At 38.3% G+C, this 26,504-nt stretch carries 25 protein-coding genes and 8 pseudogenes; 29 read left to right on the top strand and 4 right to left on the bottom strand.

The window, feature by feature from the left end; translation table 11 throughout:
- Positions 1 to 107 precede the first annotated feature (107 nt).
- The 3 genes from ACLKMH_RS06315 (at position 108) to ACLKMH_RS06325 (ending at position 1,137) form a co-directional block, all read left to right on the top strand.
- Positions 108 to 335 (top strand): hypothetical protein, encoded by a 228-nt coding sequence (locus ACLKMH_RS06315; protein WP_413701296.1) that lies wholly within the window; start codon positions 108 to 110, stop codon positions 333 to 335.
- Positions 336 to 454: 119 nt separating this feature from the next.
- On the top strand, positions 455 to 688 hold the full coding sequence (locus tag ACLKMH_RS06320; protein WP_413701297.1) for a Rho-binding antiterminator: 234 nt from the start codon (positions 455 to 457) through the stop codon (positions 686 to 688).
- Between the two features lie 32 nt (positions 689 to 720).
- Positions 721 to 1,137 (top strand): GNAT family N-acetyltransferase, encoded by a 417-nt coding sequence (locus ACLKMH_RS06325; RefSeq protein ID WP_413701298.1) that lies wholly within the window; start codon positions 721 to 723, stop codon positions 1,135 to 1,137.
- 56 nt (positions 1,138 to 1,193) lie between these two features.
- Here the strand turns inward: ACLKMH_RS06325 and lipA are convergent, their stop codons facing one another.
- The 4 genes from lipA to ACLKMH_RS06345 all read right to left on the bottom strand — a co-directional run bounded on the left by lipA (position 1,194) and on the right by ACLKMH_RS06345 (position 4,383).
- Complete coding sequence (gene lipA / locus ACLKMH_RS06330) at positions 1,194 to 2,162, bottom strand: lipoyl synthase (RefSeq protein ID WP_413701299.1); 969 nt, start codon at positions 2,160 to 2,162, stop codon at positions 1,194 to 1,196.
- Positions 2,159 to 2,806 carry a lipoyl(octanoyl) transferase LipB gene (gene lipB, locus ACLKMH_RS06335; protein ID WP_413701300.1) on the bottom strand — a complete coding sequence of 216 codons (648 nt, stop codon included), beginning with the start codon at positions 2,804 to 2,806 and terminating at the stop codon, positions 2,159 to 2,161. The genes lipA and lipB overlap by 4 nt, the downstream gene beginning before the upstream one ends.
- A 7-nt stretch (positions 2,807 to 2,813) precedes the next feature.
- Positions 2,814 to 3,083, bottom strand: coding sequence for a DUF493 family protein YbeD (ybeD, locus tag ACLKMH_RS06340; RefSeq protein ID WP_413701301.1), 270 nt, complete (start codon positions 3,081 to 3,083; stop codon positions 2,814 to 2,816).
- Between the two features lie 142 nt (positions 3,084 to 3,225).
- Positions 3,226 to 4,383 carry a serine hydrolase gene (locus ACLKMH_RS06345; protein ID WP_413701302.1) on the bottom strand — a complete coding sequence of 386 codons (1,158 nt, stop codon included), beginning with the start codon at positions 4,381 to 4,383 and terminating at the stop codon, positions 3,226 to 3,228.
- 393 nt (positions 4,384 to 4,776) lie between these two features.
- Here ACLKMH_RS06345 and ACLKMH_RS06350 point away from each other — a divergent pair, with 393 nt between their 5' ends.
- From ACLKMH_RS06350 to cheY, 26 genes and pseudogenes are all read left to right on the top strand, one after another.
- Complete coding sequence (locus ACLKMH_RS06350; RefSeq protein WP_413701303.1) at positions 4,777 to 5,115, top strand: P-II family nitrogen regulator; 339 nt, start codon at positions 4,777 to 4,779, stop codon at positions 5,113 to 5,115.
- A 133-nt stretch (positions 5,116 to 5,248) separates the two neighbouring features.
- Positions 5,249 to 6,053 (top strand): annotated as a pseudogene (locus tag ACLKMH_RS06355) (hypothetical protein).
- A 5-nt stretch (positions 6,054 to 6,058) separates the two neighbouring features.
- The gene (locus ACLKMH_RS06360) at positions 6,059 to 6,367 is read left to right on the top strand and encodes a hypothetical protein (RefSeq protein WP_413701304.1); all 309 of its coding nucleotides are present in this window, start codon (positions 6,059 to 6,061) and stop codon (positions 6,365 to 6,367) included.
- A 311-nt stretch (positions 6,368 to 6,678) separates the two neighbouring features.
- Positions 6,679 to 6,978: a flagellar hook-basal body complex protein FliE gene (fliE, locus tag ACLKMH_RS06365; protein ID WP_413701305.1), complete on the top strand. Its 300-nt coding sequence runs from the start codon at positions 6,679 to 6,681 to the stop codon at positions 6,976 to 6,978.
- Between the two features lie 30 nt (positions 6,979 to 7,008).
- The gene (locus ACLKMH_RS06370) at positions 7,009 to 7,998 is read left to right on the top strand and encodes a hypothetical protein (RefSeq protein ID WP_413701306.1); all 990 of its coding nucleotides are present in this window, start codon (positions 7,009 to 7,011) and stop codon (positions 7,996 to 7,998) included.
- Positions 7,941 to 8,729, top strand: a complete 789-nt coding sequence (locus tag ACLKMH_RS06375; RefSeq protein WP_413701307.1) for a flagellar M-ring protein FliF C-terminal domain-containing protein — start codon at positions 7,941 to 7,943, stop codon at positions 8,727 to 8,729. Before ACLKMH_RS06370 ends, ACLKMH_RS06375 begins: the two co-directional genes overlap by 58 nt.
- Positions 8,730 to 8,811: 82 nt before the next feature.
- Positions 8,812 to 9,772, top strand: a pseudogene (gene fliG / locus ACLKMH_RS06380) (flagellar motor switch protein FliG).
- A gap of 81 nt (positions 9,773 to 9,853) precedes the next feature.
- The gene (gene fliH / locus ACLKMH_RS06385; RefSeq protein ID WP_413701308.1) at positions 9,854 to 10,657 is read left to right on the top strand and encodes a flagellar assembly protein FliH; all 804 of its coding nucleotides are present in this window, start codon (positions 9,854 to 9,856) and stop codon (positions 10,655 to 10,657) included.
- A 132-nt stretch (positions 10,658 to 10,789) separates the two neighbouring features.
- Positions 10,790 to 12,120, top strand: a pseudogene (gene fliI / locus ACLKMH_RS06390) (flagellar protein export ATPase FliI).
- Positions 12,121 to 12,230: 110 nt separating this feature from the next.
- Complete coding sequence (gene fliJ / locus ACLKMH_RS06395; protein ID WP_413701309.1) at positions 12,231 to 12,677, top strand: flagellar export protein FliJ; 447 nt, start codon at positions 12,231 to 12,233, stop codon at positions 12,675 to 12,677.
- Positions 12,678 to 12,752: 75 nt separating this feature from the next.
- Positions 12,753 to 13,541: a hypothetical protein gene (locus tag ACLKMH_RS06400; RefSeq protein WP_413701310.1), complete on the top strand. Its 789-nt coding sequence runs from the start codon at positions 12,753 to 12,755 to the stop codon at positions 13,539 to 13,541.
- Entirely contained in the window at positions 13,528 to 14,283 is a 756-nt protein-coding gene (locus ACLKMH_RS06405) for a hypothetical protein (protein WP_413701311.1), read from the top strand. The genes ACLKMH_RS06400 and ACLKMH_RS06405 overlap by 14 nt, the downstream gene beginning before the upstream one ends.
- Complete coding sequence (locus tag ACLKMH_RS06410; protein ID WP_413701312.1) at positions 14,267 to 15,214, top strand: flagellar hook-length control protein FliK; 948 nt, start codon at positions 14,267 to 14,269, stop codon at positions 15,212 to 15,214. Before ACLKMH_RS06405 ends, ACLKMH_RS06410 begins: the two co-directional genes overlap by 17 nt.
- A 307-nt stretch (positions 15,215 to 15,521) precedes the next feature.
- Positions 15,522 to 15,821 (top strand): flagellar basal body-associated FliL family protein, encoded by a 300-nt coding sequence (locus ACLKMH_RS06415; RefSeq protein ID WP_413701313.1) that lies wholly within the window; start codon positions 15,522 to 15,524, stop codon positions 15,819 to 15,821.
- 32 nt (positions 15,822 to 15,853) lie between these two features.
- Entirely contained in the window at positions 15,854 to 16,873 is a 1,020-nt protein-coding gene (gene fliM / locus ACLKMH_RS06420; protein ID WP_413701314.1) for a flagellar motor switch protein FliM, read from the top strand.
- Positions 16,874 to 16,897: 24 nt separating this feature from the next.
- Positions 16,898 to 17,282, top strand: a pseudogene (gene fliN / locus ACLKMH_RS06425) (flagellar motor switch protein FliN).
- A complete protein-coding gene (gene fliO, locus ACLKMH_RS06430) occupies positions 17,279 to 17,698 on the top strand; it encodes a flagellar biosynthetic protein FliO (RefSeq protein ID WP_413701315.1) in 420 nt (139 codons plus the stop codon). The pseudogene fliN and the gene fliO overlap by 4 nt, the downstream one beginning before the upstream one ends.
- The gene (fliP, locus tag ACLKMH_RS06435) at positions 17,691 to 18,437 is read left to right on the top strand and encodes a flagellar type III secretion system pore protein FliP (protein ID WP_413701316.1); all 747 of its coding nucleotides are present in this window, start codon (positions 17,691 to 17,693) and stop codon (positions 18,435 to 18,437) included. Before fliO ends, fliP begins: the two co-directional genes overlap by 8 nt.
- Before the next feature lie 8 nt (positions 18,438 to 18,445).
- Positions 18,446 to 18,716 (top strand): annotated as a pseudogene (gene fliQ / locus ACLKMH_RS06440) (flagellar biosynthesis protein FliQ).
- Between the two features lie 2 nt (positions 18,717 to 18,718).
- Positions 18,719 to 19,514: pseudogene (gene fliR, locus ACLKMH_RS06445) on the top strand (flagellar biosynthetic protein FliR).
- Positions 19,515 to 19,526: 12 nt separating this feature from the next.
- Positions 19,527 to 20,666, top strand: a complete 1,140-nt coding sequence (flhB, locus tag ACLKMH_RS06450; protein ID WP_413701317.1) for a flagellar biosynthesis protein FlhB — start codon at positions 19,527 to 19,529, stop codon at positions 20,664 to 20,666.
- 118 nt (positions 20,667 to 20,784) lie between these two features.
- Positions 20,785 to 22,891: pseudogene (flhA, locus tag ACLKMH_RS06455) on the top strand (flagellar biosynthesis protein FlhA).
- A 13-nt stretch (positions 22,892 to 22,904) separates the two neighbouring features.
- Positions 22,905 to 24,347: a flagellar biosynthesis protein FlhF gene (flhF, locus tag ACLKMH_RS06460; RefSeq protein ID WP_413701318.1), complete on the top strand. Its 1,443-nt coding sequence runs from the start codon at positions 22,905 to 22,907 to the stop codon at positions 24,345 to 24,347.
- A gap of 51 nt (positions 24,348 to 24,398) precedes the next feature.
- Positions 24,399 to 25,255, top strand: a pseudogene (locus ACLKMH_RS06465) (MinD/ParA family protein).
- Between the two features lie 7 nt (positions 25,256 to 25,262).
- Positions 25,263 to 25,958 carry an RNA polymerase sigma factor FliA gene (locus ACLKMH_RS06470; RefSeq protein ID WP_413701319.1) on the top strand — a complete coding sequence of 232 codons (696 nt, stop codon included), beginning with the start codon at positions 25,263 to 25,265 and terminating at the stop codon, positions 25,956 to 25,958.
- Between the two features lie 155 nt (positions 25,959 to 26,113).
- Positions 26,114 to 26,497 (top strand): chemotaxis response regulator CheY, encoded by a 384-nt coding sequence (gene cheY, locus ACLKMH_RS06475; RefSeq protein ID WP_413701320.1) that lies wholly within the window; start codon positions 26,114 to 26,116, stop codon positions 26,495 to 26,497.
- Positions 26,498 to 26,504: the final 7 nt, after the last annotated feature.

Here is a 26,504-nt window from a genome sequence, read left to right on the forward strand (position 1 = left end):
CCCCAATTTTGTGTTATATATTAAAAAAGATCGCATGATGCAAGTCTGCTCTGGCTTATGTTGAAGAGTTAAAAGAGCACCACGTTCCTATGCTAATGGCGGATGATTTGCATAAGCTACGCTTGGCACATGAAACTGAAAATATGATCATTACCGCTGAAATGAAGTTAAAAGCCTCATTAATGCGAACAGAAAGCCGTTGTAGTCATTATCGACTCGATTACCCTGAAATTGATAATAAAAACTGGGAAGCTTGGATTAACATTCACCAAGATGATCAAGGGAAAATGGTGTTCGAGAAACAACCCTTTGCTTCATGGCCAAAATTTAGTTAATAGATTAAAACAAATGACAGCTAAAGTGAAACCTTGCTTTAGCTATTGTTCACAGCATATTGGTTGCAATAGCCTTGGTTCAAGATTACATTAATTGTCTATTTAAAATAAGGAATTTTATGCTAACTTGCAACGAATACGATGTGATTGAATTAGTCTGTTTGTTTCATTACCCAATCAAGTTAACTATGAAGCAGGGAGAGGAAATATCAGGTATTGCTGTTGATACGCAACCGAATGAACGTCTTAAAATAGAGGTTGATGGTGTTGCAACCTTAGTTTCTTTAAATGAAATTGCTAAGTTACAAGTGTGTATAGATAATCCTCATATCAAAGAGTTAAACTTTCACTAATCATCATTATTTTTCATCTTTTGGGGGATATTATGAAAATACAAACAATTCGCTGGCAAGATGCATTGCCTATTCGGCATCAAGTATTATGGCCAAATAAAACACCTGAATTTTGTAAAATAGAAGATGATGAAAGTGGATACCATTATGGTGCTTTTATAAATGATAAATTAGTGTGTGTAGCCTCTATTTACATTGAAAACCAGAGTGCAAGATTAAGAAAATTCGCAACTTTAGAAAATTATCAAGGTAAAGGCATTGGTTCCAAAGTACTTACTTACATTTTGCAAGAGCTAGCTGATATAGATATTACCTACTTTTGGTGTGATGCTAGAACAACAGCATTGGATTTTTACCAAAGGTTCGGTTTAGAGAAAGAGGGAAGTGTGTTTGAAAAATCTGGCATTGCTTATTATAAAATGGCGATGAAGATAAATCGCCATACATAAAATAATTGTAACCTACTGTTTACCAAAATAAAGGGTAAATAGAAGGTTACAAATAATTATTTAACTTCTTTCCCCGACGCTTGCAAATCAGCATGGTAAGAAGAACGTACTAATGGTCCGCAGGTCGCGTGTTCGAATCCTAGTTCTCTTGCTTTTAAACCTAGTTCATCAAATTCTGCTGGTGGTACATAACGCTCAACAGCTAAATGATCTAAACTTGGTTGTAGATATTGACCCAGTGTCAACATGGTGACGCCATGTGCATTAAGATCTACTAATACCTGCTCGATCTCTTCGTTTGTTTCTCCAAGACCCATCATTAAGCCCGATTTAGTTGGGACTTCAGGGTGTTGCTCTTTGAATTTTTGTAATAGCTGTAATGACCATTTGTAATCAGCGCCAGGGCGAACTTGTTTATAAAGATGTGGTGCCGTTTCAAGGTTATGATTAAAGACATCTGGTGGGTTATCCACAAAACACGCCAAAGCTTTATCCATGCGACCTTTGAAATCAGGTACTAGAATTTCAATTTTAATATTTGGGCTTAAAAGACGAATTTCACGAATACAATCAGCAAAATGCTGAGCACCACCATCACGCAAATCATCACGGTCAACTGAGGTGATTACAACATATTTCAGCTTCATATCTTTGATTGTTTCTGCTAGTTTTTTTGGCTCTTCAGTATCAACAGCTAATGGCTTACCATGGCCAACATCACAGAATGGGCAACGACGAGTACAGATTTCACCTAAGATCATAAAGGTTGCAGTACCGTGGTTAAAACATTCATTTAAATTAGGGCAAGAGGCTTCTTCACAAACAGAGTGGAGTTTATTTTTACGCAGTGCTTGTTTAATTTCTGTCACACGAGTGTTGTCAGATTTTAATTTTATTTTCATCCAAGCTGGCTTTTTTAAAACCGACTGTCTATCCGATGGAATGACTTTAATAGGAATATGAGAAAGTTTATCGGCATCGCGCAGTTTTTTACCAGCAGTCAGCTGGCTAGGTTTATTACTCATGAAAAAATACTCTCTATTTGTGAATATTGTAGTTTTTGATTCAACTTTTCGATTAAAAGTGGTGCAAGTTCTGAAGCATTGAGGTCAATGCCTTCATTTTTGCATTGTGTCATTTCAAGACCAATATAACCACAGGGATTTATTTGTAAAAATGGAGAAAGGTCCATATCTACATTAAGTGCTAAGCCGTGGAACGAGCAACCTCGGCGAATTTTTAAACCTAATGAGGCAATTTTTTTACCATCAACATAGACGCCAGGTGCCTCACTTTTGGCGTAGGCCTCGATATTATACTGATTGAGTAAATCAATGATACCTTGTTCAATGATAGTAACTAAACTACGAACATTAAAGTCTTTTCGACGTATGTTAATGAGCAAATAAACGATTAACTGACCAGGACCATGGTAAGTAATTTGGCCTCCACGATCACTTTTTACCACTGGAATTTCTGTTTGTTGTAACAGATGTTCGGCTTTACCTGCTGTGCCTTGAGTAAATACTGGCGGGTGTTCCACAACCCAAATTTCATCGACTGTATTGTCGTCGCGTGCATTGGTGAAGTCACTCATTGCTTGCCAAGTTTCAAGGTAGGGCTGTTTTCCTAAATAACGGAGTGTGAGTTGGTCAGTTAAGTCAGTCATGATTTTTCTACAAAATATATCGGACAGATTCAAGCTTATTAAGCTCAGTATAAATAGTTTCGATCAGCGCTTTAGAGTCCACGGTAACAGGAATACTTATGGATTGATAAGTACCTTTTGAACTTGGTTTCACCGTTGGCGCGTAATCACCAGGAGCATGTTTTTGAATAACAGACAAAATATCTTCCATTAATGTGGGACCGGCAATGCCCATCACTTTAAATGCGAAAACACAGGGAAAATCTAATAGTTCATCGAAGTGGGTGTTAAGTGCCATAAATATAATCCGAAGCTGTGGCTAATCAGGTTTGTGTTATCGAGTTTTCTTTGAAGAATCGAGTATTAAAGCCTGAATAGTTATAAAAAGTTAAACATAAAAAAGCGAGGCATCAAACCTCGCTGTGTATATGGGGATGAATTTATCCAAACCAACCTATAAAGAGTAATTTAATGTAATCAATTAATTGGCTAAATAAACTGCCTTCTTCAATGGTTTCAAGCGCTATCAAATCGTAAGTAGCCACATTTTCATCGGAAAAGGAGTAATTTACCTGTCCAACTACATCACCCTTTTGAATAGGCGCGCGTAATTCATTGCTGATAATAAAATCTGCTTGTAGATTTTTAGCTTGCCCACGTGGCAACGTAATAGGAGTATCAACAGCAACACCTAAACGGATCATTTCTTGGTCACCCATCCAAATGCGCTCTGTTGCTAATTGCTCACCGGCTTTGTAAGGTGTCATTGTTTCAAAGAAACGGAAACCCCAGTTAAGCAATTTTTTGCTCTCTACTTTACGTGCAGAATCTGATTTTGTACCCATCACAACACTGATTAAACGCATATCATCTTTGGTTGCAGATGAAATTAAGCTATAACCCGCTTCGCTAGTATGGCCTGTTTTAATGCCATCAACGTTCAAGCTTTTGTCCCACAATAGACCGTTACGGTTATATTGAACAATACCATTGAATTTAAATGATTTTTCACTGTAAATTCGGTACTCATCTGGCACATCAGTAATCAGTGCTTTAGCTAAAATTGCCATATCTGTAGGGGTAGTGTAATGATCATCAGAATGTAAACCGTGGCTATTCACAAAATGAGTATTGTTCATGCCTAATTGCAGTGCCCAAGAATTCATTAAATCAGCAAAGGCACTTTCGCTACCGGCGATATGCTCAGCCATTGCAACACAGGCATCATTACCTGATTGTACAATAATACCTCGATTTAAGTCTGCAACAGTGATTTCTTTTCCTACTTCAATAAACATTTTTGAAGATTCAGGGAAGTTTTTAGACCATGCTTTTTCAGAAATAGTAACCTTGTCTTCTAAGTTTAGATTTCCCTGTTTAAGCTCTTGTCCGATGATATAACTGGTCATCATCTTAGTTAGGCTGGCCGGTGCAAGCAGAGTATCACTATTATTTTCTGATAGTACTGTGCCAGAGGCAAAATCAACTAATAAATAACCTTTTGCGCCGATAGCTGGAGCATTGGGGATCACGCGAGGGGCCGCAAGTACGTTAAAACTGAGGGCGAAAGTGATAAGCAACAGGCTTATTTTTTTCATCTGTTTTACCTTTGAATTAATGGAATATAAAAATGTGTCAATACTATACCCGTTATCATTCGAGAAGCAAAATGCTACAGGGCATGAAGTATTAATACACACAATGAAATAGACATAATAAAAGCTAGTGTTTTATTTATTATGTAATAAATAATGAGTATTTTTCATTACTTTAACGATTGATTTTAGTCAGTTTATTTCCATTAAAGTTCAGTGGTTCCATTTTGGTGCAATAGCTCAGAATCTAGCGCACTGATTTGGTGCTTGTTTGATGTGTATTTTACATGAATAAATATAAGTCGTTGTTTTTAATGTTTTTTTATTTTTGGCACGCTACTTGTAATGTCACTGTAAACAATAACGAATGACCAACCCAATTTATAAGGAAGTTTTATGAAAATGTTAACCGCAATAATCAAACCATTTAAATTAGATGACGTACGTGAAGCCATCATGGAAGCAGGTATTTCTGGTGTTACGGCCTCTGAAGTAAAAGGGTTTGGTCGTCAAAAAGGTCACACTGAGTTATATCGTGGCGCTGAGTACCAAGTCGATTTCTTACCTAAAGTAAAATTAGAAATCGCAGTGAAAGATTCTGATGTTGAAGTGTTAGTTGAAGCAATTACCAAAGTCGCTAACACAGGTAAAGTTGGAGACGGCAAAATATTTATTCAGCCTCTTGAACAAGTAGTACGTATTCGTACTGGTGAAGTAGACGAAGAAGCACTTTAAAATATTTAATTAAAATTTTTGTATAAAGGAAAATACCATGGAAAATACAGTTACTGAGCTTCGGTTCGCCCTCGACACCTTTTATTTTTTAATGTCTGGTGTTCTAGTTATGTGGATGGCTGCAGGTTTTGCAATGCTAGAAGCTGGTCTTGTTCGTTCTAAAAATACGACTGAAATATTAACTAAAAATATCGTGTTATATGCAATCGCTTGTACCATGTTCTTATTAGTTGGTTACAACATCATGTATGTTGATAATGCTGAAGGCGGTTGGTTACCTTCATTTGGTGCATTAATTGGCTCACAAGCTGAAGGTGCAGATCACTCTTTAGAGTCTGACTTCTTCTTCCAAGTTGTATTCGTTGCTACAGCGATGTCAATTGTTTCTGGTGCCGTTGCTGAACGTATGAAGTTATGGGCATTCTTAATCTTTACTGTTGTATTAACAGCTTTCATCTACCCAATCGAAGGTTACTGGACTTGGGGTGGCGGTTTCTTAAGCGTCGCTGGCTTCTCTGACTTCGCTGGTTCAGGTATTGTTCATATGGCTGGTGCAATACTGCATTATCTGCTGTTATCCTACTAGGTGCTCGTAAAGGTAAATACGGTAAAAACGGTAGTGGTTCACCCAATTCCAGGTTCAAACATGCCACTTGCAACTTTAGGTACATTTATCCTATGGATGGGTTGGTTCGGTTTCAACGGTGGTTCTCAATTACTAATCTCTGATGCTGAAAATGCAAGTGCTGTTGGTCTTATCTTTGTAAATACTAATGTCAGCCGCTACAGGTGCAATTGCCGCTCTTCTTGTGAGCAAAATGAAATGGGGTAAAGCAGATTTAACTATGGTATTAAACGGCGCATTAGCTGGCCTAGTTGCAATTACTGCAGATCCATTATCACCTTCACCTCTTTTGTCGCCGCAATCGGTGCAGTAGCTGGTGTGATTGTTGTATACAGCATCATTACTTTAGATAAACTAAAACTAGATGATCCAGTAGGTGCAATCTCAGTACATGGTGTATGTGGTTTATTCGGTCTATTAGTTGTACCTCTTTCAAATGACGGTGCTTCATTTGGTGCTCAAATCTACGGTGCGGTTGTTATCTTCGGATTCGTATTTGTCGCTTCATGGATTGTTTGGAGTATCATCAAAGTTACAATGGGTATCCGTGTTAGCTCTGAAGAAGAAGATGCAGGTATGGATTTACATGACTGTGGTGTAGAAGCTTACCCAGAATTCACTGATTAATTGTTAAATAACTAAGTGATACATTAATTACTTAAATAAGTTAACAACCTAAACATTAAAAGCCTTATCATGTAAATGATAAGGCTTTTTCATTTTAAGGGCATTAATTGATTATTACGGCAGATACACGTGAGTTTAGGTTGAAGTTAATACAAGGCATACAAAACAATAATTCCTCGAAGTTAAAAATATACTTATAAACAAATCATCCCCTCCAGTTATAATAGTTTTTGGCATAGTTATTGCTGTTTAGACTATGTGTGTCAAAAAAGAGATAAATATTATGAATCTGAATACATCTGCTTTATTTAATGATCTCACCCTTACAGGGATTACAGAGCAAAGGTTTAGAGAATGACCTTGTTAACCAATCAACAAAGTCATCTACACCTGAATTTTCAAAAATGTTGCAACAAGCGATAGACAATGTAAATGGTCTACAACAAGAAACAGGTGACCTGCGTAATCGTTTTGAAATGGGTGATGAACAAGTTAGCCTTGGTGACGTTATGGTTGCATCTAATAAATCGAGTCTTGCTTTTGAAGCAACGGTAGAGGTTCGAAATAAGATGGTTGAAGCTTATAAATCTGTTATGAGTATGCCTGTTTAGGCGAATAAGTGTAGAAGTAGGGAATAAATAGTGGCTGAAACTGATAATAATGCAAAAATGTTGCTTGAAGATAATGGCATTGGCTCAAATGATGACGCCATAGTCACACCTGAAAAAGGTGCTATCGCTTCATTCTTTTCAAATGTTGACGTATTGCGTCAAATTAGCATGATCATCGGTTTATTAATTGTTCTCTCGATTGTTATTATTCTGTGGTCCTGGGGAAAAGAGGCTGATTATCGTCCTTTAGGTACCTATAAAACAGAAGAACTGATCACTACCTTAGATTTTCTTGATCAACAGAAGGTCGAATATAAAATTGAAGGTGATTCAATTTTAGTTATGGTGAGTGAATACCAAAAAATTAAATTATTAATGACCCGTGCAGGCTTGACGGATGAAGAAAGCGAAAGTGGCGATAATATTTTAATGCAGGACATGGGCTTTGGTGTTAGCCAACGTGTTGAGCAGGAACGCTTAAAATTAAGTCGTGAACGACAATTAGCATTAGCAATCCAGGCCATGAAGAATGTCACTAAAGCACAGGTCTTACTAGCTATTCCTAAACAAAGTGTTTTTGCCCGTAAAGAAGCACAGGCGAGTGCAACGGTTGTGGTAACTTCTGCTCGTTCTTACAGCCTTTCTCCCCAAGAAATCGATTCAATCGTTGATATTGTTGCTTCTGCTGTACAGGGCTTATCACCTAACAGTGTGACGGTTAGTGACCAGCGAGGACGTTTATTACATTCTGGTAGTAAAAGTGGACTATCGGCACAATCTAGTAAAGAGTTTGCCTTAGAGCAGGAACGTGAAGAAGAGTATAAATCGAAAATAGATGCGATTTTAATACCTGTTTTAGGTTTGGCAAATTACACCTCTGAAGTCGATTTGATGATGGACTTTACGGTAGTAGAAGAAACAAAAGAAGTTTTAACCCAGCTAATCAGGCTGTGCGCAGTGAAATGCTGGTTGAAACTAAATCATCAAGTTCTACAGTTGGTAATGTCCCTGGCGCATTAACCAATCAGCCTCCTGCTAATGGTGCTATTCCTGAAGAATTAAGGGATGCAAATAATTTATTAAATGGTGGTGAAGGAAATTCACATAATGAATCAACTCGAAATTATGAAGTTGATACCACAGTCACACATATCAAACATAAAGTTGGTAAAGTTGACCGCCTTGCTGTTTCGGTTGCGATGGATTATGTTGCGGTAGAAAATGCAGAAGGTGAAGTCTCATTGGTTCCACCAAGTGATGAAGAAATTGAAAACATTCGTCGTTTGTTAGTCGGCGGTCTTGGCATTAATAGTAATCGTGGTGATATTTTAGAAATTGTCGCTGTGAAGTTTAATCGCCCAGATATTGAAGCGATACCCGAAGAAGATTTCTGGAAAACAGAAGCCTTCGAAGGATATGTACGCTTTGGTGGTAGTATGTTAATTATTTTATTAACATTACTCCTTATTGTTAGACCTATTATGAAAAAACTACTTTACCCTGAAACAATGGAACAGGTTGAAGAGTATGATTTAGGTGGCGCAATTGGCTCTATGGGAGATGATAACTTACAATTATTGAATGATGATGAAAAAGATGGTGTAGAATTTGATCTCAATAATGGCATGATCACATTGCCTGACTTACATAAAGATGAAGATCTCTTAAAAGCAGTACGAGCGCTCGTTGCAAATGAGCCTGGTTTATCAGCACAAGTAATTAAAGAATGGTTGATTTTTGATGGCGGATGATACAGTAGAAAATAAAGATGCTAATGGTGCGACAGAGTTTGATGTTAATGACCTCTCTGGGGTGGAAAAATCTGCATTACTCATGCTTAGCTTAACACCTGAGCATGCGACTGCAAATATTTCGAAATTTAGAACCTAAGCAGGTACAAAAGCTAGGTATGCAGATGGTCGCCTTAAAGGACTCTTCACAGAATAAAGTCTCTAGTGTACATCGTGCTTTTATCGAAGATATTCAAAAATATAGTAATATTGGTTTGGATAGTGAAGACTTTGTTCGGGCGTCATTAATTGAAGCTCTGGGTGAAGATAAAGCTGGGCACCTTGTTGACCAAATTATTTTAGGTAGTGGTTCGAAGGGGCTTGATTCATTAAAATGGATGGATGCACGTCAAGTAGCTTCTATTATTCAAAATGAACATCCACAAATACAGACCATTGTTTTATCGTATTTAGATCCGGAACAATCTGCTGAAATTATTACTCAATTTCCAGAAAAAATACGTCTTGATCTAATGATGCGTATTGCTGACTTGGAAGAAGTACAACCCGTCGCACTACAAGAGCTTAATGAAATTATGGAGAAACAGTTTGCAGGTCAAGCTGGTGCTCAAGTCGCTAAAATGGGCGGTACCAAAGTCAGCGCGGATATTATGAACTACTTGGATACTAGCATTGAAGGCCCGTTAATGGATTCTTTACGAGAAACTGACGAGGATATGAGTCAGAAAATTCAAGATCTTATGTTTGTATTCGATAATCTTATTGATCTTGATGATCGTGGTACTCAGGCTTTATTACGTGAAGTGCCAGGCGAGCAATTGCAACGTGCATTGAAAGGTGCGGATGAACAGCTGAAAGAAAAATTCCTTTCTAATATGTCGAAACGTGCCGCAGAAATGCTTGCCGATGATTTAGAAGCAATGGGGCCAATCCGTATTAGTGAAGTAGAAGTCGCACAGAAAGAAATACTTACTATTGCGCGTCGTTTATCTGACGCTGGTGAGATCATGCTTGGTGGCGGTGGTGGTGACGAGTTCTTATAAATACTGACAGTCTTTTCTGACTCCGTTAGTTTTTCATTGAAATTTAGTCAGTATCAATAGCAATATAAAGGTTGGTAGTTAATGGCAGAAACAAAAGATAGTGTCGAAAACTGGGCAATACCTGATTTAAATAACAGCGAAGAGGATAGCGAAAAAGAAAAATCATTATTTGGCAAGCCTGCTAGTTGGTATAAAAAACAAGAAAACCCCGTTGTTAAAGAAGAGGAAGATACAGAAGAGCAATTAACCCCTTTAACCTTGGATGATATTGAAACCATTAGACAATCTGCCTACGAAGATGGTTTTAATGAAGGTAAAGAAGCTGGTTTTGCAAAAGGATTAGAAGAAGGTAAAGCTGAAGGTCTTGATGTTGGTCATGCGGAAGGAGTTGAGAAGGGCAAAGAAGAAGGATTGTCCCAAGGTGAAGATCAAATTAAGCAACAAGTTAGTGTTTGGGAATCGCTTATTGAACGCTTACATAATCCGCTTGAAAAGCTAGATGAGAATGCTGAATATCAATTAATTCGCTTAGCAACTAGCCTTGCTGAGCAGATAACACGTTGTGAATTACTTACCTCTCCACAGATTATTTTACGTGCTTTAAAACAAGCCGTTGATGTATTACCCATTAGTGAACAAAAGCTCACCATATATTTGCATCCGGATGATTTATTATTTGTACAAGATGCTTACTCGCAAGAACAGTGTCTGCAAAGAGGTTGGGATCTGCAATCTGAACCAGCTTTATTAAGAGGTGATTGCCAAATTCAGACACAGGCCTCTAGTATTGATTACACCTTTAATAGCCGTGTTGAGCAGGTATTAAAAAACTTTTTAAAGAAAATCATGGGCAATTACCCACTAAAAATGATGATTCAGATTTAAGCCATGATGAACCTTTAGTCGCTTCAAATATCACTATTCCTGAGAATGAGATTGCTTCAGATAATGTGCCCCCATCAGATGAAAGTGATGTAACATCTGAAACAGAAACCTCCCCAAAAAATGAAAGTGTAGATGAATAATTTAGCGGATCGTCTTGGTCAATATAAAGCAGGGGAAACAATTACGAAGCCAACGGTTTCTGGAAAACTGGTGCGAGTTGTCGGGTTAACCTTAGAGGCGGTTGGTTGTACTGTCGCTGTGGGTAGTTTATGCCAAGTTGAGACGACCGATGGTTTTATCGATGCTGAAGTAGTTGGTTTTTCAGGGGAACGACTTTTTTAATGCCTAGTGAGCGATTAACTGGTGTTGTTCCTGGCGCTCGTGTTATTCCACAATCTGAGGCGCAGGGTATTCCTGTTGGTATGGAGTTACTTGGTAGAGTCTTAGATGGCATTGGTAAGCCGATTGATGGTAAAGGCGAAATTATTACCGCACAAACCAGTCAATATAATAACCCTCGTATTAATCCTCTTAGTCGAAAAGCCATTAAACAACCCATTGATGTGGGGATTAAAGCTATTAATGCATTACTTACCGTTGGCCAAGGTCAACGTATGGGGTTATTTGCAGGATCAGGTGTGGGTAAAAGTGTTTTATTAGGAATGATGACACGAGGCACAAATGCTGATGTAGTTGTAGTGGGATTAATCGGTGAACGTGGCCGTGAAGTAAAAGAGTTCATTGAAGAAATTTTGGGTGAAGAAGGGCGTAAGCGTTCTGTTGTGATTGCCGCCCCTGCCGATGCTTCGCCACTAATGCGCTTAAAGGGCTGTGAAACATCTTTGACGATTGCAGAATACTTTCGTGATCAAGGATTAAATGTATTGTTATTGATGGATTCGTTAACTCGCTTTGCACAGGCACAACGTGAGATTGCTCTGGCAATTGGTGAACCGCCAGCAACGAAAGGTTATCCGCCTTCAGTGTTTGCAAAACTACCTGCTTTGGTTGAACGTGCAGGTAATGGTAACGAAGGGCAGGGATCTATCAGTGCTTTCTTTACTGTGTTAACAGAGGGAGATGATTTGCAGGACCCAATTGCCGATGCTTCACGTGCTATTTTAGATGGGCACATCGTTCTTTCTCGTGAACTAGCTGATTCAGGACACTTTCCTGCAATTGATGTGGGTAAATCGATTAGTCGTGTTATGCCGATGGTGACCTCAGATGAACACCAAACACTTGCTCGAGTGTTAAAACAAGCTTATTCATTATATCAAGAGAATAAAGAACTTATTACTATTGGAGCATATTCACGAGGAAGCGATCCTCGTATTGATAAAGCCATTGTTATCCGACCTAAGCTGGATCACTTCTTGCAACAAGGAATGAAAGACAGTATCAGTTATAACGATTGTTTGACACAGCTTGCCACTTTGACGCAGGAGTTTGTAAACAGTTAGGAGCGACTTCAAAATTGCTTGCGTTGTTGCTTTCAAAATAACCCGTTAAGGCTTTTTGAAAACAATTTAGCACCAGTGATTATGTAACGATTCCAAAATAGGAGTGGAACATGGCTAAAAATGCATTACAGCTTGTTTTTGAACAACGAAAAAAACAAGTCGAACAAGCGCTACAGACTTATCAACAATCACAAAAAGCCCTTTTTGAACAGCGTCAGCAATTACAATCTCTGCATCAATATCGTCGTCAGTATATTAATCAACTTAGTGAAAAAGGCTCGCAGGGTTTGTCTATTTCAGACTTAGGCAAATACCAACAGTTTATTGTTCAAATCGATAAGGGAGTAACGAAGCATCAACAGGGCTTAGTTAAATATGAGCATGCAGTCCACAGAAATAAGAACTTGTGGATTAAAGCACAGGTAAATTGCAAAGCAATGGGGATGTTACTCGATAATAAAGCGAAAAAAGAAGCGCTTATCGTCGCCAAAAAAGAACAGCTGTTACTTGACGAATTTGCGACTTTTCAACATTTTCAAAAACAATCTGGTCTATAACTTGCTTTGTTTCTTAGTTAAGCCCTAAAAATTGTTGTTAATGGCAATAATTGCCCTCTACAGAGAGAATTTAAAATGCAATCAATATTACTAGCAACACCTAATAAAGCCTCTAAATTAGAGATGAGTAGTGAACAAAAACTCTCTGGTGATGCAATAACTTCTCAAGGGAAAACCGATGAAGGGAAAAAGGCAACAGGATTTGCCTCGATCTTAGATCAAACTGTTGCTGAAAAAACAGAGCAAGATAATAAAGCCTCAAAAATCAAAAATGAGACTTCAAGTAGCGAATTATTATCAAAGTCATTAACAGCAAAGGAAGTTTCAAAAGCTGAAAAAGTTGCTCCAGTATTAGCTGACAGCAATCAAGATCCCGAGGCTAAAAATAAAGACAGTAACAATGATGATAGTTCGATACAGTTAAAGACTGATTCAAGTGTTAAGGGCAATTTAGAGGAAAGTCTAAAAGTTGAGTCATCTGTAGGAAAATCGCAGAAGACTGATGATGGATTAATTGAGACAGAATTTGATGACGATACTGCTAGTCAAAAAGTGAATAAAGAAAATATTGTAGCTCCGTTATCTGCTGATAAAACGCAAGTTGTAAATAGCGAAAACGATATTATTTCGCCCATTCAAGCACAATCAGTGAAAGAAAACTCCAAAAGTGATGCTGAGTTCCAGGAAAAACAAGTGACTCTGAGCAGTGAGCCTTTATCTGTTGTTACCTCCTCTCAAAATAAAGACTTTTCGAAATCAAAGTCAGAATCAAGTGCTGTGATAGATGAGACTAAACAAGTAGATAGTTCAGCAAATAATCAACAGTTAGATGAGACTAAACAAGTAGATAGTGCAGACAAATAATCAGCAGTTAGATGAGGCTCATCAAACTTTTAATCAAGGCATTGAGCTTGAAGAAAAAGTAGAGTTTGTTGATGCTTCATCCATAAGCAATGAAGTACTTTCTAGTAATGTCGCTGATATATCTGTTGAAAAAGACGCAAAGCAAACTAAGGAGCAGAATACAACTGACTTTTCTAAAGAGGCTTCGCAGGCTGACTCACAATTATTGGAACAAAGTGAAACGGCTATTAGTGATGCTTTAGCGGTAAATACTAAGACTCAGACATCGGAGAACTCAGAAGGCTCATTAGAAGAAACTGAATTAGTTGAAGGTACACCAAAAACTGACCTTCAGTTGGCTAAAGATATTCCTTCTGAAATTGAAGATCCTTCTCATACATCGGGTAAAAAGAATATTTCTGATATTGACGTTTCCCCTATAGCTACTGCTAATAAACAGGTAGTAGAAGAATCGATAGAAATAGATGCATCAGCAGAAAATAGTGAATCAGACAAACAAAATTTAACCAAGCTAAGTGCACAAGCAAACCAGTTAGAAAATAATATTCTTAATGAAAATAAAACGATAGATGCTAATGAAAATGAAGCAGAAGTGCTTTCAACTGACTCTGTAAATAAACTGTCAAATGAGCAAACAGAGGAGCAACCGCCAGAAACTATGGCAGGGAGTGTAAGTACTTCAAATGTTCAAACCCGAGTGGTAAATGAAAACAGTGAGCAACTTGATGAGCAAGCCCCCTGAAAGTGAAGAACAGGAAATTTATGCACTTTCGGAGTCTGATGAACAGGTTAGTGAGCAATTTATTAATCCTATCTTGGCACAAATACAAGCGGCACAAAACACAGATACAAAAGTCACTAATAACAAAACACAGGCATTAGGCATTAGTAATGTAGATAAGGATGGCAAAAAAGGAGATAAAGCCAGTGCTCAAGATGTTGCTAAAACTCTTAGCAAAGTCAATACGACTAATATTGAAAATGTATTAGCAGAAAGTACTGCAGAATCACTAGCAACAGAAAAAGATATGGTAAACAAAGCAAACCTTTCTGCGAATGAAAAAATTGAAGGTATGTTGGCCAATTTCAGAGCTGAAGCCTCTAAACCTGTTTTTAATCAGAGTACAGATAGCCACTCTCTTAATAGCTTAGGTATTGCTAGTGCGAGTGCTGATAAATTACTTAATCAAACTCAAGCAAGTATTACTAATCCGGTATTACAATCATCATCGTTACAGCAACCACTTGAATTACAGTCAAAACAGGTCACTGCTATGGTTGGTGAACGTATCATGATGATGTTAAATCAAGGAAAACAAGAGGTCACTATACGTCTTGACCCAGCAGAACTAGGTTCAATGCATATAAAAATGCAGGTACAGCAAGAGCAATTGCATGTCGCGATCCAAACCCAAGTTGGGCAAAGTCGTGATATCATTGAGCAAAATCTTCCAAGGTTACGTGAACAACTCGCCCAGCAAGGTATTAATTTAGGTGAAGCAAGTGTCGAGCAACAAAGTAAACAGAATCAATCAAATTCTCAAGGTTCATCTCACTCAGCTGGCTCTGCGCAGGGTTCAAGCAACCTAGGGGAAGGTTTTGTTGAAGAGCAAAGCGAGTTTTTTCCGACACAAATACCGCTTCCTGCTCAAGGAATTGATTATTATGCATAATAGGATCTGGATTTGTTGCCGATATGCATTAAAATTAGTGCCAATACATTAAGTTATCAGTAGGAGTATAGGCATATGGCAGACGAAGACGGACAAGAAATGTCCTTAGATCAAGAGGGAGGAAAAAAGGCGGTAAGAAAAAGTTAATCATTATTATTGTTGCTGTTGTATTGTTACTCGGCGGGGGAGTCACGCTTATTTTTTATTATTTGCTGGTGATGATAGTGCAGAGCAAGCAGAAACAAGCGAACCAGCTGATGCAGGAGGTGAACAGGATGTTTCAAGTTTATCCGCGACTTATGTTGCAATGCCTCGGCCCTTTGTTTTTAATGTAATGGATGGAAAGCGCGATCGTTTAGTGCAAATAAAAGTGCAGTTACTGGTACGTGGTTATGAAAATGAGACTCTTGCTAAAAAACATATTCCTTTATTAGAAGGTACATTAGTTCGTGTTTTTGGTGTCGCTAGTGTTGCTCAACTGCGTAATCCTGAGGGTAAAGATCAGATAAGAGAGCAGGCTTTAATTGAGCTTAATAAAGAAACTAAAAAGCTAGAGGGTAAAGAGCTTATCCACACGGTTTTATTCACAGGTTTTGTTTTACAGTAATGTTGACACTTTTTTAATTACTAAGGTTTTTTATGGCAGATCTATTATCCCAAGACGAAATTGATGCGCTGTTACATGGTGTCGATGACGTTGAAGAGGAAGTCGTTGATAGTGGAGATGAAGGAGAAGATTCTCTTGTTCATTTTGACTTTTCATCGCAGGACCGCATTGTGCGGGGTCGAATGCCTACGCTTGAGCTGGTTAACGAGCGTTTTGCTCGCCACTTACGTATTAGCTTATTTAACATGTTACGTCATACCGCAGAGGTCTCCATTAATGGAGTACAAATGCTTAAGTTTGGTGAATATGTACATACTCTTTTTGTTCCCACAAGTTTGAATATGGTGCGTTTTCGTCCTTTAAAAGGAACAGGTTTAATCACCATGGAAGCGCGTTTAGTTTTTATTTTGGTAGAAAACTTCTTTGGAGGAGATGGGCGCCATCATGCAAAAATAGAAGGACGAGAGTTCACTCCAACGGAACGTCGTATTATTCAGATGTTATTAAAAATAATTTTTGAAGATTACCATGATGCGTGGGCGCCAGTGATGCAGGCTGAATTTGAATATTTAGACTCTGAAGTGAATCCAGCAATGGCAAACATTGTTAGTCCGACTGAAGTGATTGTTGTTAATTCTTTTCACATTGAGTTAGATGGTGGTGGTGGTGATTTTCATATTGCTATGCCATATTCCATGTTAGAACCCATTCGTGAGTTATTAGACGCCGGGGTACAAAGTGATAAAGAGGATACAGATCAACGTTGGAGCCAAGCTTTAGAAGATGAAATCATGGATGTAAATGTTGATTTTACTGCTAAATTAGTTGAAAAAGAATTGCCACTGCGTTCTATGATGGGGTGGAAACCAGGTGATATTATTCCTGTTGATTTACCTGAGTCAATGCTAGTGTCTGTTGAAGGTTTACCTACTTTTAGGGCAACATTAGGAAAAAGCAATAAAAACTTGGCTCTGAAAATAAAAGAGCGTATCGCCCGACCAGAAGTACAAGCCAAGCAACTTAATTTGAGTGAAAATAATGAACTTGGGTAAATATAAATTGATAGGAAAAGAGTTATGAGCACAGAGCAGGATATGGCAGATGAGTGGGTCAGCTGCACTAGAGGAGTCTGGTGATGATGTTAGCAATATTGAACTAGATGAACTAAAGGATACTGCTGAGTCCCTTAGTACGGAAGAGTATGCTCGATTAGATAGTATTCTCGATATTCCTGTTACTATTTCCATGGAAGTTGGGCGTAGTAAAATTAATATTCGTAACTTATTACAATTGAATCAAGGTTCGGTTGTTGAGTTAGACCGTATCGCTGGTGAGCCACTAGATGTATTAGTAAATGGTACCTTAATTGCTCATGGTGAAGTAGTAGTGGTAAACGATAAGTTCGGTATTCGTTTAACAGATGTGATTAGTCAAACTGAAAGAATTAAGAAGCTAAAATGAATTATATTGTGGCGCTTATTGCACTATTTTTTCCTGCTATTAGCTGGGGAGCAGTGGATACATCAAAGACGCCACCTGACTTAGCGGTCGGTAGTATGATCGCTTCATTATTATTGGTGATTGCGTGTATTTTTATTTTTGCTTTTTTAATGAAAAAAAGTAATTTAGTGCATAATGGCCGAGGCAAAAGTTTAATTAAAGTTATAGCGACTCAACCTTTGACTAATAAGGGCCGAGTGCAAATTATTGAAATAAATAAAAAACGTTATCTATTAGGTGTGACTGAACAAAATATTAATGTATTAGACACTTTTGAGCTTTCTGAAGATGAGGTGGCACAATCTCTATCTGAACAAACAGCCCCGACTTCTTTTTCATCATTGCTCTCTAAAATAAGTGCAAAGCGTAATGAATAAACTATTCCCCCTAATTTTTTCCTTTTTACTTTTCGTTGCGCCAAGCGTATTAGCTGAAACAGGTGCATTGTCAGCCGTGACAGTGACCACTAATGCTGGAGGAGATCAAGAGTACAGTTTAACACTGCAAGTTCTCGCCTTTATGACGGCGTTAAGCTTCTTGCCGGCAATGCTGATTCTGATGACTTCTTTCACGCGTATTGTGGTTGTTATGTCGATTTTACGGCAGGCATTAGGGTTACAACAAACCCCTTCTAATCAAGTCATTAATGGCATTGCACTATTTTTAACTTTTTTTATCATGACGCCTGTATTCGATAAAATAAATGAAACTGCACTACAGCCTTATCTCAATGAAGAGATGCCGATAGCACAAGCATTAGAGGTGGGTAAACAGCCTATGATGGAGTTTATGCTGTCGCAAACACGTTTAAAGGATTTAGAAACATTTTTAGAAATTGCCGATGTTCAGGTAGATTCACCTGAAGAGGTGCCTATTACTGTTTTGATTCCTGCTTTTGTAACCAGTGAATTAAAAACGGCTTTTCAAATTGGTTTCATGATATTTATTCCTTTTTTAATTATAGATTTAGTGGTTGCGAGTATATTAATGGCAATGGGTATGATGATGTTATCACCTATGATTGTTTCTCTGCCCTTTAAGTTGATGTTATTCGTATTGGTCGATGGCTGGAATTTGATCATGGGTAGTTTAGCGAACAGCTTTGGCTTGCTGTAGGGGGAAAAATGGAACCAGAAGTTTTTGTTAATATTTTCCAACAAGCACTTTGGACGGTTTTATTACTTGTTTCTGCTGTTATTGTCCCTAGTCTTTTGATTGGCTTAGTGGTGGCTATCTTTCAAGTGCATGACCTCAATCAATGAACAAACCTTAAGCTTTTTGCCCAGGCTAATTATGACACTCGCTTCACTTGCTATTGGTGCACATTGGGGAATGGGAAAACTTATGGAGTTTTTTGTTTCTATGATTGATCAAATTCCACTTGTTGTTGGTTAATTGTGGAATTCTCAGCTGATCAAATAGCGAATTGGATTGCTACTTATTTGTGGTCCTTCATTCGAATTGCCGCTATGTTGATGGTGATGGTTGCGATTGGCTCACGTACTACCCCACAAATGGTACGCTTATTTTATGCCTTTGCCATCACGGTAGCAGTCTTTCCTGTTCTCCCTCCATCTCCCTTAGATATTGAGTTATTTTCATTAGCAAGTGCATTTGTGATTTTACAGCAGATTTTAATTGGTATCGCAATTGGCACTATTTCTACTTTTGTTGTGCAAACCTTTGTTGTTGCAGGACAAGTTATTGCGATGCAAACCAGCTTGGGTTTTGCGTCTATGGCAGATCCGATGAATGGTCAATCATCTCCCGTTGTTGGTCAATTTTATGTTTTATTGGTGACGTTATTGTTTTTAAATCTTGATGGGCACTTGCTCATGATTGAGCTTATTGTTAGAAGCTTTGAGACCATTCCTATTTCGATGAAAGGTTTGTTAGTCGCTGATTACCAGAGCTTAGCAGGGTGGTTTTCGATTATGTTTCAGGTCGCTTTAGCATTATCCATTGCTTCAATGGTTGCGATGTTATTAGTTAACCTTTCCTTTGGTATCATGACAAAAGCGACGACCACAATTAAATATCTTCAGCTTAGGTTTTTCGATCAGTATGATATTTGGTTTATTTGTAATCTGGATAACCTTAAAAAATGTACCTATTCATTTTGAAAATCAATGGTTACGCGGTATTACAACAATTTGTGAACTATTAAATGGGGTTTGTGAAAAACAACCTTAAAGGAGTTCCACTATGGCAGAGAATGAGAACGGCACAGAACGCTCCGAGGAAGCCACACCCGAGAAACTTAGAAAATCCAAAGAAAAGGGCCAAGTTGCCCGTTCAAAGGAACTTGCGACGGCCTCTGTATTAATTTCTGCCGCTGTTGCTTTTTTATTTTTTGGAGACCGCTTAGCCTACGAATTAACCATTATGATGAAACGTGGTTTTACCTTTGAGCGCAGTGTGCTTTTCTCTCCAGAATATATGTGGATTCACCTAACGGCTATTTCGAAAGGTTTAGCTATGCCAATGTTTATTATTCTTTTAATGCTTTTTATTATCTCTATCCTTGGTAGCTCATTACTTGGTGGCATGTTATTTAGTAGCAAAGCTATGATGCCAAAATGGAGCCGTTTAAGCCCTAAAGCTGGGGTTAAACGTATGTTTGGTATGCAGGCTTATGTGGAGCTATTAAAGTCCATTTTAAAAGTGTTAGTGGTTATTGGTATGGCTTGGTGGATACTTGGTGTGACCTTTGACCGTATTTTACACTTATCAGTAACACCTTTGCCTGCCAGTGTTTTTGAAGCCTTAGATATGCTCACCTGGATGTTTCTTTTATTATGTTGTTCAATGCTAGTGATCGTGGTGGTTGATGTACCCTATCAAATTTATAAGCATAGTGAAGAATTAAAAATGACCAAGCAGGAGGTTAAGGATGAATACCGTAACTCCGAAGGTAAGCCTGAAGTTAAACAGCGTATCAGGCAATTACAATATGAAGCTTCACAACGAAAAATGATGGCAGATGTCCCTGATGCAGATGTTATTGTAACTAATCCAACGCATTACTCTGTGGCTATAAAGTATGAGCAACAGGGCGCACGTGCCCCATATATAGTCGCGAAAGGTGTCGATTTTATGGCTCTGAAAATTCGTGAAGTAGCGCGTGAATATGAAATTCCTGTGATGTGTACACCTCCTTTGTGCCGTGCTATTTACCATACCACTGAAATTGGAGAAGAAGTGCCCGAAGAGTTATTTGTCGCTATCGCTCAAATTTTGGCTTATATATATCAACTCGAGCAATTCCGTAAGGGGAAATCGGGCCGTCCTAAAGCATTACCTGAGGATTTAAAAATTCCTAAAGGCTTCCAATATAACGATTAACTAATTACATGGCCTAAAGCTTGCTACATAATGTTTATCCGACTAATATCATTCATAAAATATGACGGAATCATGGCTTTCAAGCCACAATATGTATCATTCATAAACACTATAGGTTATTCATATTAATACGTTACTCACTTCCCTTTGGACAAATAAAGCTAAAGTACTTGGTGGCTTAGGCACTCCTATAATGGTGTTAGTCGCGTTAGGCATGGTTGTATTGCCTATGCCTACCTTGCTACTGGATATTTTGTTCACATTTAACATCGCCTTAGCGCTGGTGGTTTTACTTGTTGCTATTTATACCAAACGCCCTTTAGATTTCGTCGCTTTTCCCACGGTCTTGTTAGTCGCAACGTTATTACGTTTAGCGTTAAACGTCGCCTCGACACGTGTTGTTTTATTAGAAGGCCATCAAGGTGGAGTCTACTGCGGGTAATGTTATTGAAGCCTTTGGTGAAGTTGTTATAGGTGGCAACCTAGCGGTAGGTATGATTGTTTTCCTTATTTTAATGATTATTAATTTTGTGGTTGTCACAAAAGGTGCGGGGCGAATAGCTGAAGTAAGTGCGCGTTTTACGCTGGATGCGATGCCCGGAAAACAAATGGCGATAGATGCTGATTTAAATGCAGGTCTAATCGATCAAGATCAAGCTCGCACGAGACGTGAAGAAGTTACCATGGAAGCTGATTTTTATGGCTCTATGGATGGTGCCAGTAAGTTTGTAAAGGGTGATGCAATTGCCGGCATTATGATCTTATTCATCAATATTATCGGTGGTTTTATCATTGGTATGGTGCAATATGACTTACCTCTCTCGCAAGCGGCTGAAATCTATACTATATTAACTATTGGTGATGGTTTGGTTGCACAGATCCCGTCATTATTATTATCCATTGGTATCGCTATTACGGTTACCCGAGAAAATACTGATGCGGATATGGGTGGGCGCATGCTGGGTCAAATGTTTGACGATCCTAAAGCATTAATTATTACCGTCGCTATTTTGTTAATAATGGGGATAGTGCCGGGTATGCCTCACCTTGCATTCTTAACATTAGGGGGCGTGGTCGCTGGTGGCGCTTATTGGCAAATTCATCGCATCAAACAAAAGGCGATTGACTTAGAAAACCAACAAAAAAATGGAGAGCTTACTCCGAGTGGCGCTCCTAAAGCTCCAAAAGAGTTAGGCTGGGATGATGTTAATAGTGTAGATACTATTGGACTAGAGGTAGGTTATCGTTTGATTCCATTGGTTGATAAAAGCCAAGGTGGAGAATTATTAGATAGAATCAAGGGTGTACGCAAAAAATTATCACAGGAAATGGGGTTTTTAATTCCGCCAGTGCATATTCGTGATAATCTCGACCTATCGCCAAATAACTATAATATCTCTTTGATGGGGGTTGGTTGCGGTAATGCTGATATCTATCATGATAAAGATATGGCAATCAATCCAGGACAGGTTTTCGGACCAATAGAGGGAGTCGTTGGTATTGACCCTGCCTTTGGTTTAGAAGCAACTTGGATTGATGCAGTACAAAGAGAGCAAGCACAGGCATTAGGGTATACGGTTGTTGATACTGCAACAGTAGTAGCAACACATTTGAGTCAGATACTTACTAATAACGCAGCGCAACTATTAGGCCATGAAGAAGCGCAAAATTTGCTTGATTTATTAGCTAAAAAACATCCTAAGTTAGTTGAAGGGTTAGTACCTGATGTACTTTCGCTGAGTACCGTTGTTAAGGTTTTACAAAGTTTATTGAATGAAAATGTGGCAGTTCGTGATATACGTACTATTGTACAGACGCTAGTAGATTACGGGCCCCGTAGTCAAGATGCAGAAGTATTAACCGCGACTTGTCGTATATCATTGAAACGTATGATAGTTCAAGAGATCATTGGTAATGAAGTTGAGCTTCCAGTGATAACTCTCTCAACTGATTTGGAACAAATTTTGCATCAATCGATGCAAGCAGGTGGAAATGAAGGTGCGGGAATAGAGCCAGGCTTGGCAGAGCGAATACAAACTTCCTTAGTTGAGGCTTCGCAACAGCAAGAACTAAAAGGCCAAGCGGCTGTATTGCTAACCTCTGGTATATTACGAAGCACATTAGCAAAATTTGTGAAACATACTATCCCAAGTTTGCATGTACTTTCTTATCAGGAAATTCCTGATGATAAACAGATAAAAATAATTAGCTCGATTGGGCAATAACTGGTTGTAATAGATGAAAATAAAACGTTTTTTTGCAAAAGATATGCGCACAGCAATGGTTGAGGTCAAAGAAGTTTTGGGCCCAGATGCAGTGATCATGTCTAATAAAAAGGTCGTTGGTGGCATTGAAATTGTCGCGGCTGTTGACTACCAAGCTCAACAGGCAGAAGCGAGCAAGCAAAAAGAAGACCCGTTATCAGGTTTGCAGGATGATAATGTTCAACTTTCATCTCGCCCCTCTAAAGCTCCCATTAAAGCACAAAAAAGCCTCGCTAGTAGTGCCAAAGACAGCGGAGATGACTTCGCTAAATCTCTTCACTCATTTTTTGGTAAAGTTGAATCACAACAAGCGAAAAATAAATTAGCAAAAGGTTCCCTTAGAGATGAAGATGTAAGAAATGAATTACCTGCATTTTCAGCACTTTCTGATAAAAATGCTAAACTTAATAAACCTAAGACCTTGGCTGAACAGCAAAATTGGACAAGCAATGAAAGGCCAATAAAAGTTAATGCAGGTATTCGTCGTGAAACGCCTCCGCCAAAGCGTAATGAAAACCAAAGTATTGCTAAAATAACAGAGGAAGTGGTCGCATTAAGAAAACTGCTAGAACATCAAGTATCAGGGCTAATGTGGCAGGAAATGGAACGTAAAGAACCAATTCGTGCAATGGTTATTAAATGGCTGAGCAAAGCAGGCTTTTCTGATGACATCGCAGATCAACTTGCGAGTTATATCCCAGAAGATGCTTCTTCAACGGAAGTTCAGCAGTATATACAGGCATTATTACAAGATAAGATCTATATTGGAAAAAATGAAATATTGTCTCAAGGTGGTGCAATTGCTCTGTTAGGTCCAACAGGCGTTGGAAAAACGACTACAATTGCAAAGTTAGTCGCACAATTTGCAATGAAATATGGTGCTGATCAAGTTGCATTAATTACAACGGATACCTACCGTATCGGTGCACACGAGCAACTTGCCACCTATGGAAAGATAATGGGATGTAGCGTAAGAGTCGCTAAAGATGCGGGAGAGTTATCTGATATTTTGTATCAATTTAGAGAAAAACGTCTGGTTTTAATTGATACCGCAGGAATGGGGCAACGTGATATTCGTTTATCGGAGCAATTAGACACGTTAATGAGAAATAGTAGAGTGGATATTCAAAGTTATCTTGTTGTTTCTTCTACAGCCCAGAGACGCGTTGTCGAAGAAGCGATTGATCACTTTAAGCGTATTCCGCTTGCTGGTTGTATTTTAACAAAATTAGATGAAAGCATAGGTTTAGGTGAATTATTGAGTGTCACCATGCAACACAGTTTGCCGATTAGCTATATTACAACAGGTCAACGAGTACCTGAAGATATTGAGATTGCTACCGTGGAAAGCCTTATTTCAGGTACCTTAAATATGATGAATGATATCTTCGAGCAAGAGCAAGCATCAATGGTTTAGCAACTTTGAAAACGAATAGAATTTAAAACTAATAATTCAGATGAGTGTAATATGATTTCAGACCAAGCAAGTGGTTTAAGAAAAATGAAAAATAACCAAGTCAAGGTAATTGCGATCACCGGCGGAAAGGGTGGTGTTGGCAAAACGAATGTAACACTTAATATGGCTGTCTCTCTAGCGCAACGTGGCAAACGAGTGTTAATTTTAGATGCCGATTTAGGTCTTGCTAATGTGGACGTGTTACTGGGGATTCGAGTAACTAAGAATTTATCTCATGTATTATCAGGTGAGTGTAGCTTAGATGAAGTCATTGTAGAGGGCCCAGAAGGTGTCATGATCATTCCAGCGACATCGGGTACACAGTCAATGGTTGAATTAACCGATGTAGAGCATGCAGGCCTTATTCAAGCATTTAGTTCATTACAAACTCCTATAGATATGCTGTTAATTGATACTGCTTGCTGGTATTTCAAATATGGTAGTTAGTTTCGCCCAAGTCTGCACAGGATGTTTTGATGGTGGTATGTGATGAACCAACATCGATTACCGATGCCTACGCATTAATTAAAATCCTTAGTAAACAAAATGGCATTTATAAATTTAAAATAGTTGCAAATATGGTGCGTAGTTTACGTGAAGGACAGGATCTTTTTACTAAACTGACTCGTGTTACAGATAGGTTTTTAGACGCATCATTAGAGTTTGTCGCCTGCATTCCCTTTGATGGAAATGTGAGGCAAGCAGTACGCAAACAAAAAGTGGTGGTGCAAGCCTTTCCTAAAACACCCGCTTCATTAGCCTTTAAAGCATTAGCAAATAGAGCATGTGATTGGCCTATTCCACATCAGCCAGGAGGCCACTTAGAGTTCTTTATTGAAAAACTATTACTTAACAACGTAGAAGAGTAATTATAGCGTGATTAAAGCAACTGGCTATCACAACAACACATCAGAACTTATTGAGAAACATACAGAATTAGTTCAGAAAATAGCCTATCATTTAATGGTCAGGCTACCACCTAATGTGTTGGTTGATGATCTTATTCAATCGGGCATGATTGGGTTATTAGAAGTCGCGCGTAATTTTGATGCCACTAAAGGTGCTAGTTTTGAAACCTTTGCAGGCATAAGAATACGTGGTGCGATGCTTGATGAAATGCGTCGTGGTGATTGGGTACCTCGCTCAGTACATAAAAATAGCCGTAGTATTGCTAATGCCATTGCCGAAGTTGAAAAAATAACTGGCCGAGATGCTAAAGAAGCTGAAATTGCCAAGCAATTATCGCTTACCTTACCTGAATACCACCACATGTTGCGTGATGTAAATTGTGCAAAATTAGTTGCTTATGAAGATTTGGCTACCTCCGAGGAAGGTTTGTGTAGTGAGCCTGCTAGCCATGATATGACCTTTAATGAAGTCAGTGAATCACAGTTTGCTAGTAAATTGGTTGAGATGATTAAAGAATTACCTGAGCGAGAAGCATTAGTCCTCTCGCTTTATTACGATGAAGAGCTAAACTTGAAAGAGATTGGCATGGTGTTAGATGTTAGTGAGTCTCGAGTTAGTCAAATTCACTCACAAGCATTGCACCGTTTGAAAGCAAAGGCATGAATAGTTTATTAAAAATAAACGGTTTCTTAAGAGATAAGTCACAGTTGGCTCAACAAGTAAAAAAATACGGTTGATAATGATGCCTTTTTTAAATAATTACTTATATTTATTTAAGTAAATAAAAACAAAGCTAAGTTTTTAGTTAGGGGAATGTTTTGGATAGAAATATGAAAGTATTAATTGTTGATGATTTTTCAACAATGAGACGGATAATCAAGAACTTGTTAAGAGATCTTGGTTTCACAAATACCTATGAAGCAGATGATGGTAATACAGCTTTACCTATGCTTAAAGATGGAGATTTTGAATTTGTTGTAACAGATTGGAATATGCCGATTATGCAGGGTATTGATCTGTTAAAAGAGATTAGAAAAGATCCTAAACTTAAGCATCTTCCTGTATTGATGGTAACTGCAGAAGCAAAACGAGAGCAAATTATTGAGGCAGCGCAAGCTGGCGTTAATGGTTACATCGTGAAGCCTTTTACTGCAGGTACATTAAAAGAGAAGTTAGATAAAGTTTTTGAACGTTTAGGGTAAGGGAAAA

Origin of the sequence: Psychromonas sp. KJ10-10 (assembly GCF_047323245.1) — a bacterium.
Taxonomy (GTDB): domain Bacteria; phylum Pseudomonadota; class Gammaproteobacteria; order Enterobacterales; family Psychromonadaceae; genus Psychromonas.

Excerpts from the sequence above, each read along its gene's own strand:
- fliH (WP_413701308.1), top strand. The coding sequence starts at position 9,854 with ATGGCAGAAACAAAAGATAGTGTCGAAAACTGGGCAATACCTGATTTA.
- ACLKMH_RS06320 (WP_413701297.1), top strand. The coding sequence starts at position 455 with ATGCTAACTTGCAACGAATACGATGTGATTGAATTAGTCTGTTTGTTT.
- ACLKMH_RS06410 (WP_413701312.1), top strand. The coding sequence starts at position 14,267 with ATGAGCAAGCCCCCTGAAAGTGAAGAACAGGAAATTTATGCACTTTCG.
- ACLKMH_RS06400 (WP_413701310.1), top strand. The coding sequence starts at position 12,753 with ATGCAATCAATATTACTAGCAACACCTAATAAAGCCTCTAAATTAGAG.
- fliM (WP_413701314.1), top strand. The coding sequence starts at position 15,854 with ATGGCAGATCTATTATCCCAAGACGAAATTGATGCGCTGTTACATGGT.
- ybeD (WP_413701301.1), bottom strand. The coding sequence starts at position 3,083 with ATGGCACTTAACACCCACTTCGATGAACTATTAGATTTTCCCTGTGTT.
- fliP (WP_413701316.1), top strand. The coding sequence starts at position 17,691 with ATGAATAAACTATTCCCCCTAATTTTTTCCTTTTTACTTTTCGTTGCG.
- ACLKMH_RS06415 (WP_413701313.1), top strand. The coding sequence starts at position 15,522 with ATGCCTCGGCCCTTTGTTTTTAATGTAATGGATGGAAAGCGCGATCGT.
- lipB (WP_413701300.1), bottom strand. The coding sequence starts at position 2,806 with ATGACTGACTTAACTGACCAACTCACACTCCGTTATTTAGGAAAACAG.
- fliE (WP_413701305.1), top strand. The coding sequence starts at position 6,679 with ATGATCTCACCCTTACAGGGATTACAGAGCAAAGGTTTAGAGAATGAC.
- flhB (WP_413701317.1), top strand. The coding sequence starts at position 19,527 with ATGGCAGAGAATGAGAACGGCACAGAACGCTCCGAGGAAGCCACACCC.
- ACLKMH_RS06325 (WP_413701298.1), top strand. The coding sequence starts at position 721 with ATGAAAATACAAACAATTCGCTGGCAAGATGCATTGCCTATTCGGCAT.
- fliJ (WP_413701309.1), top strand. The coding sequence starts at position 12,231 with ATGGCTAAAAATGCATTACAGCTTGTTTTTGAACAACGAAAAAAACAA.
- fliO (WP_413701315.1), top strand. The coding sequence starts at position 17,279 with ATGAATTATATTGTGGCGCTTATTGCACTATTTTTTCCTGCTATTAGC.
- ACLKMH_RS06350 (WP_413701303.1), top strand. The coding sequence starts at position 4,777 with ATGAAAATGTTAACCGCAATAATCAAACCATTTAAATTAGATGACGTA.
- ACLKMH_RS06345 (WP_413701302.1), bottom strand. The coding sequence starts at position 4,383 with ATGAAAAAAATAAGCCTGTTGCTTATCACTTTCGCCCTCAGTTTTAAC.
- ACLKMH_RS06375 (WP_413701307.1), top strand. The coding sequence starts at position 7,941 with ATGCTGGTTGAAACTAAATCATCAAGTTCTACAGTTGGTAATGTCCCT.
- flhF (WP_413701318.1), top strand. The coding sequence starts at position 22,905 with ATGAAAATAAAACGTTTTTTTGCAAAAGATATGCGCACAGCAATGGTT.
- lipA (WP_413701299.1), bottom strand. The coding sequence starts at position 2,162 with ATGAGTAATAAACCTAGCCAGCTGACTGCTGGTAAAAAACTGCGCGAT.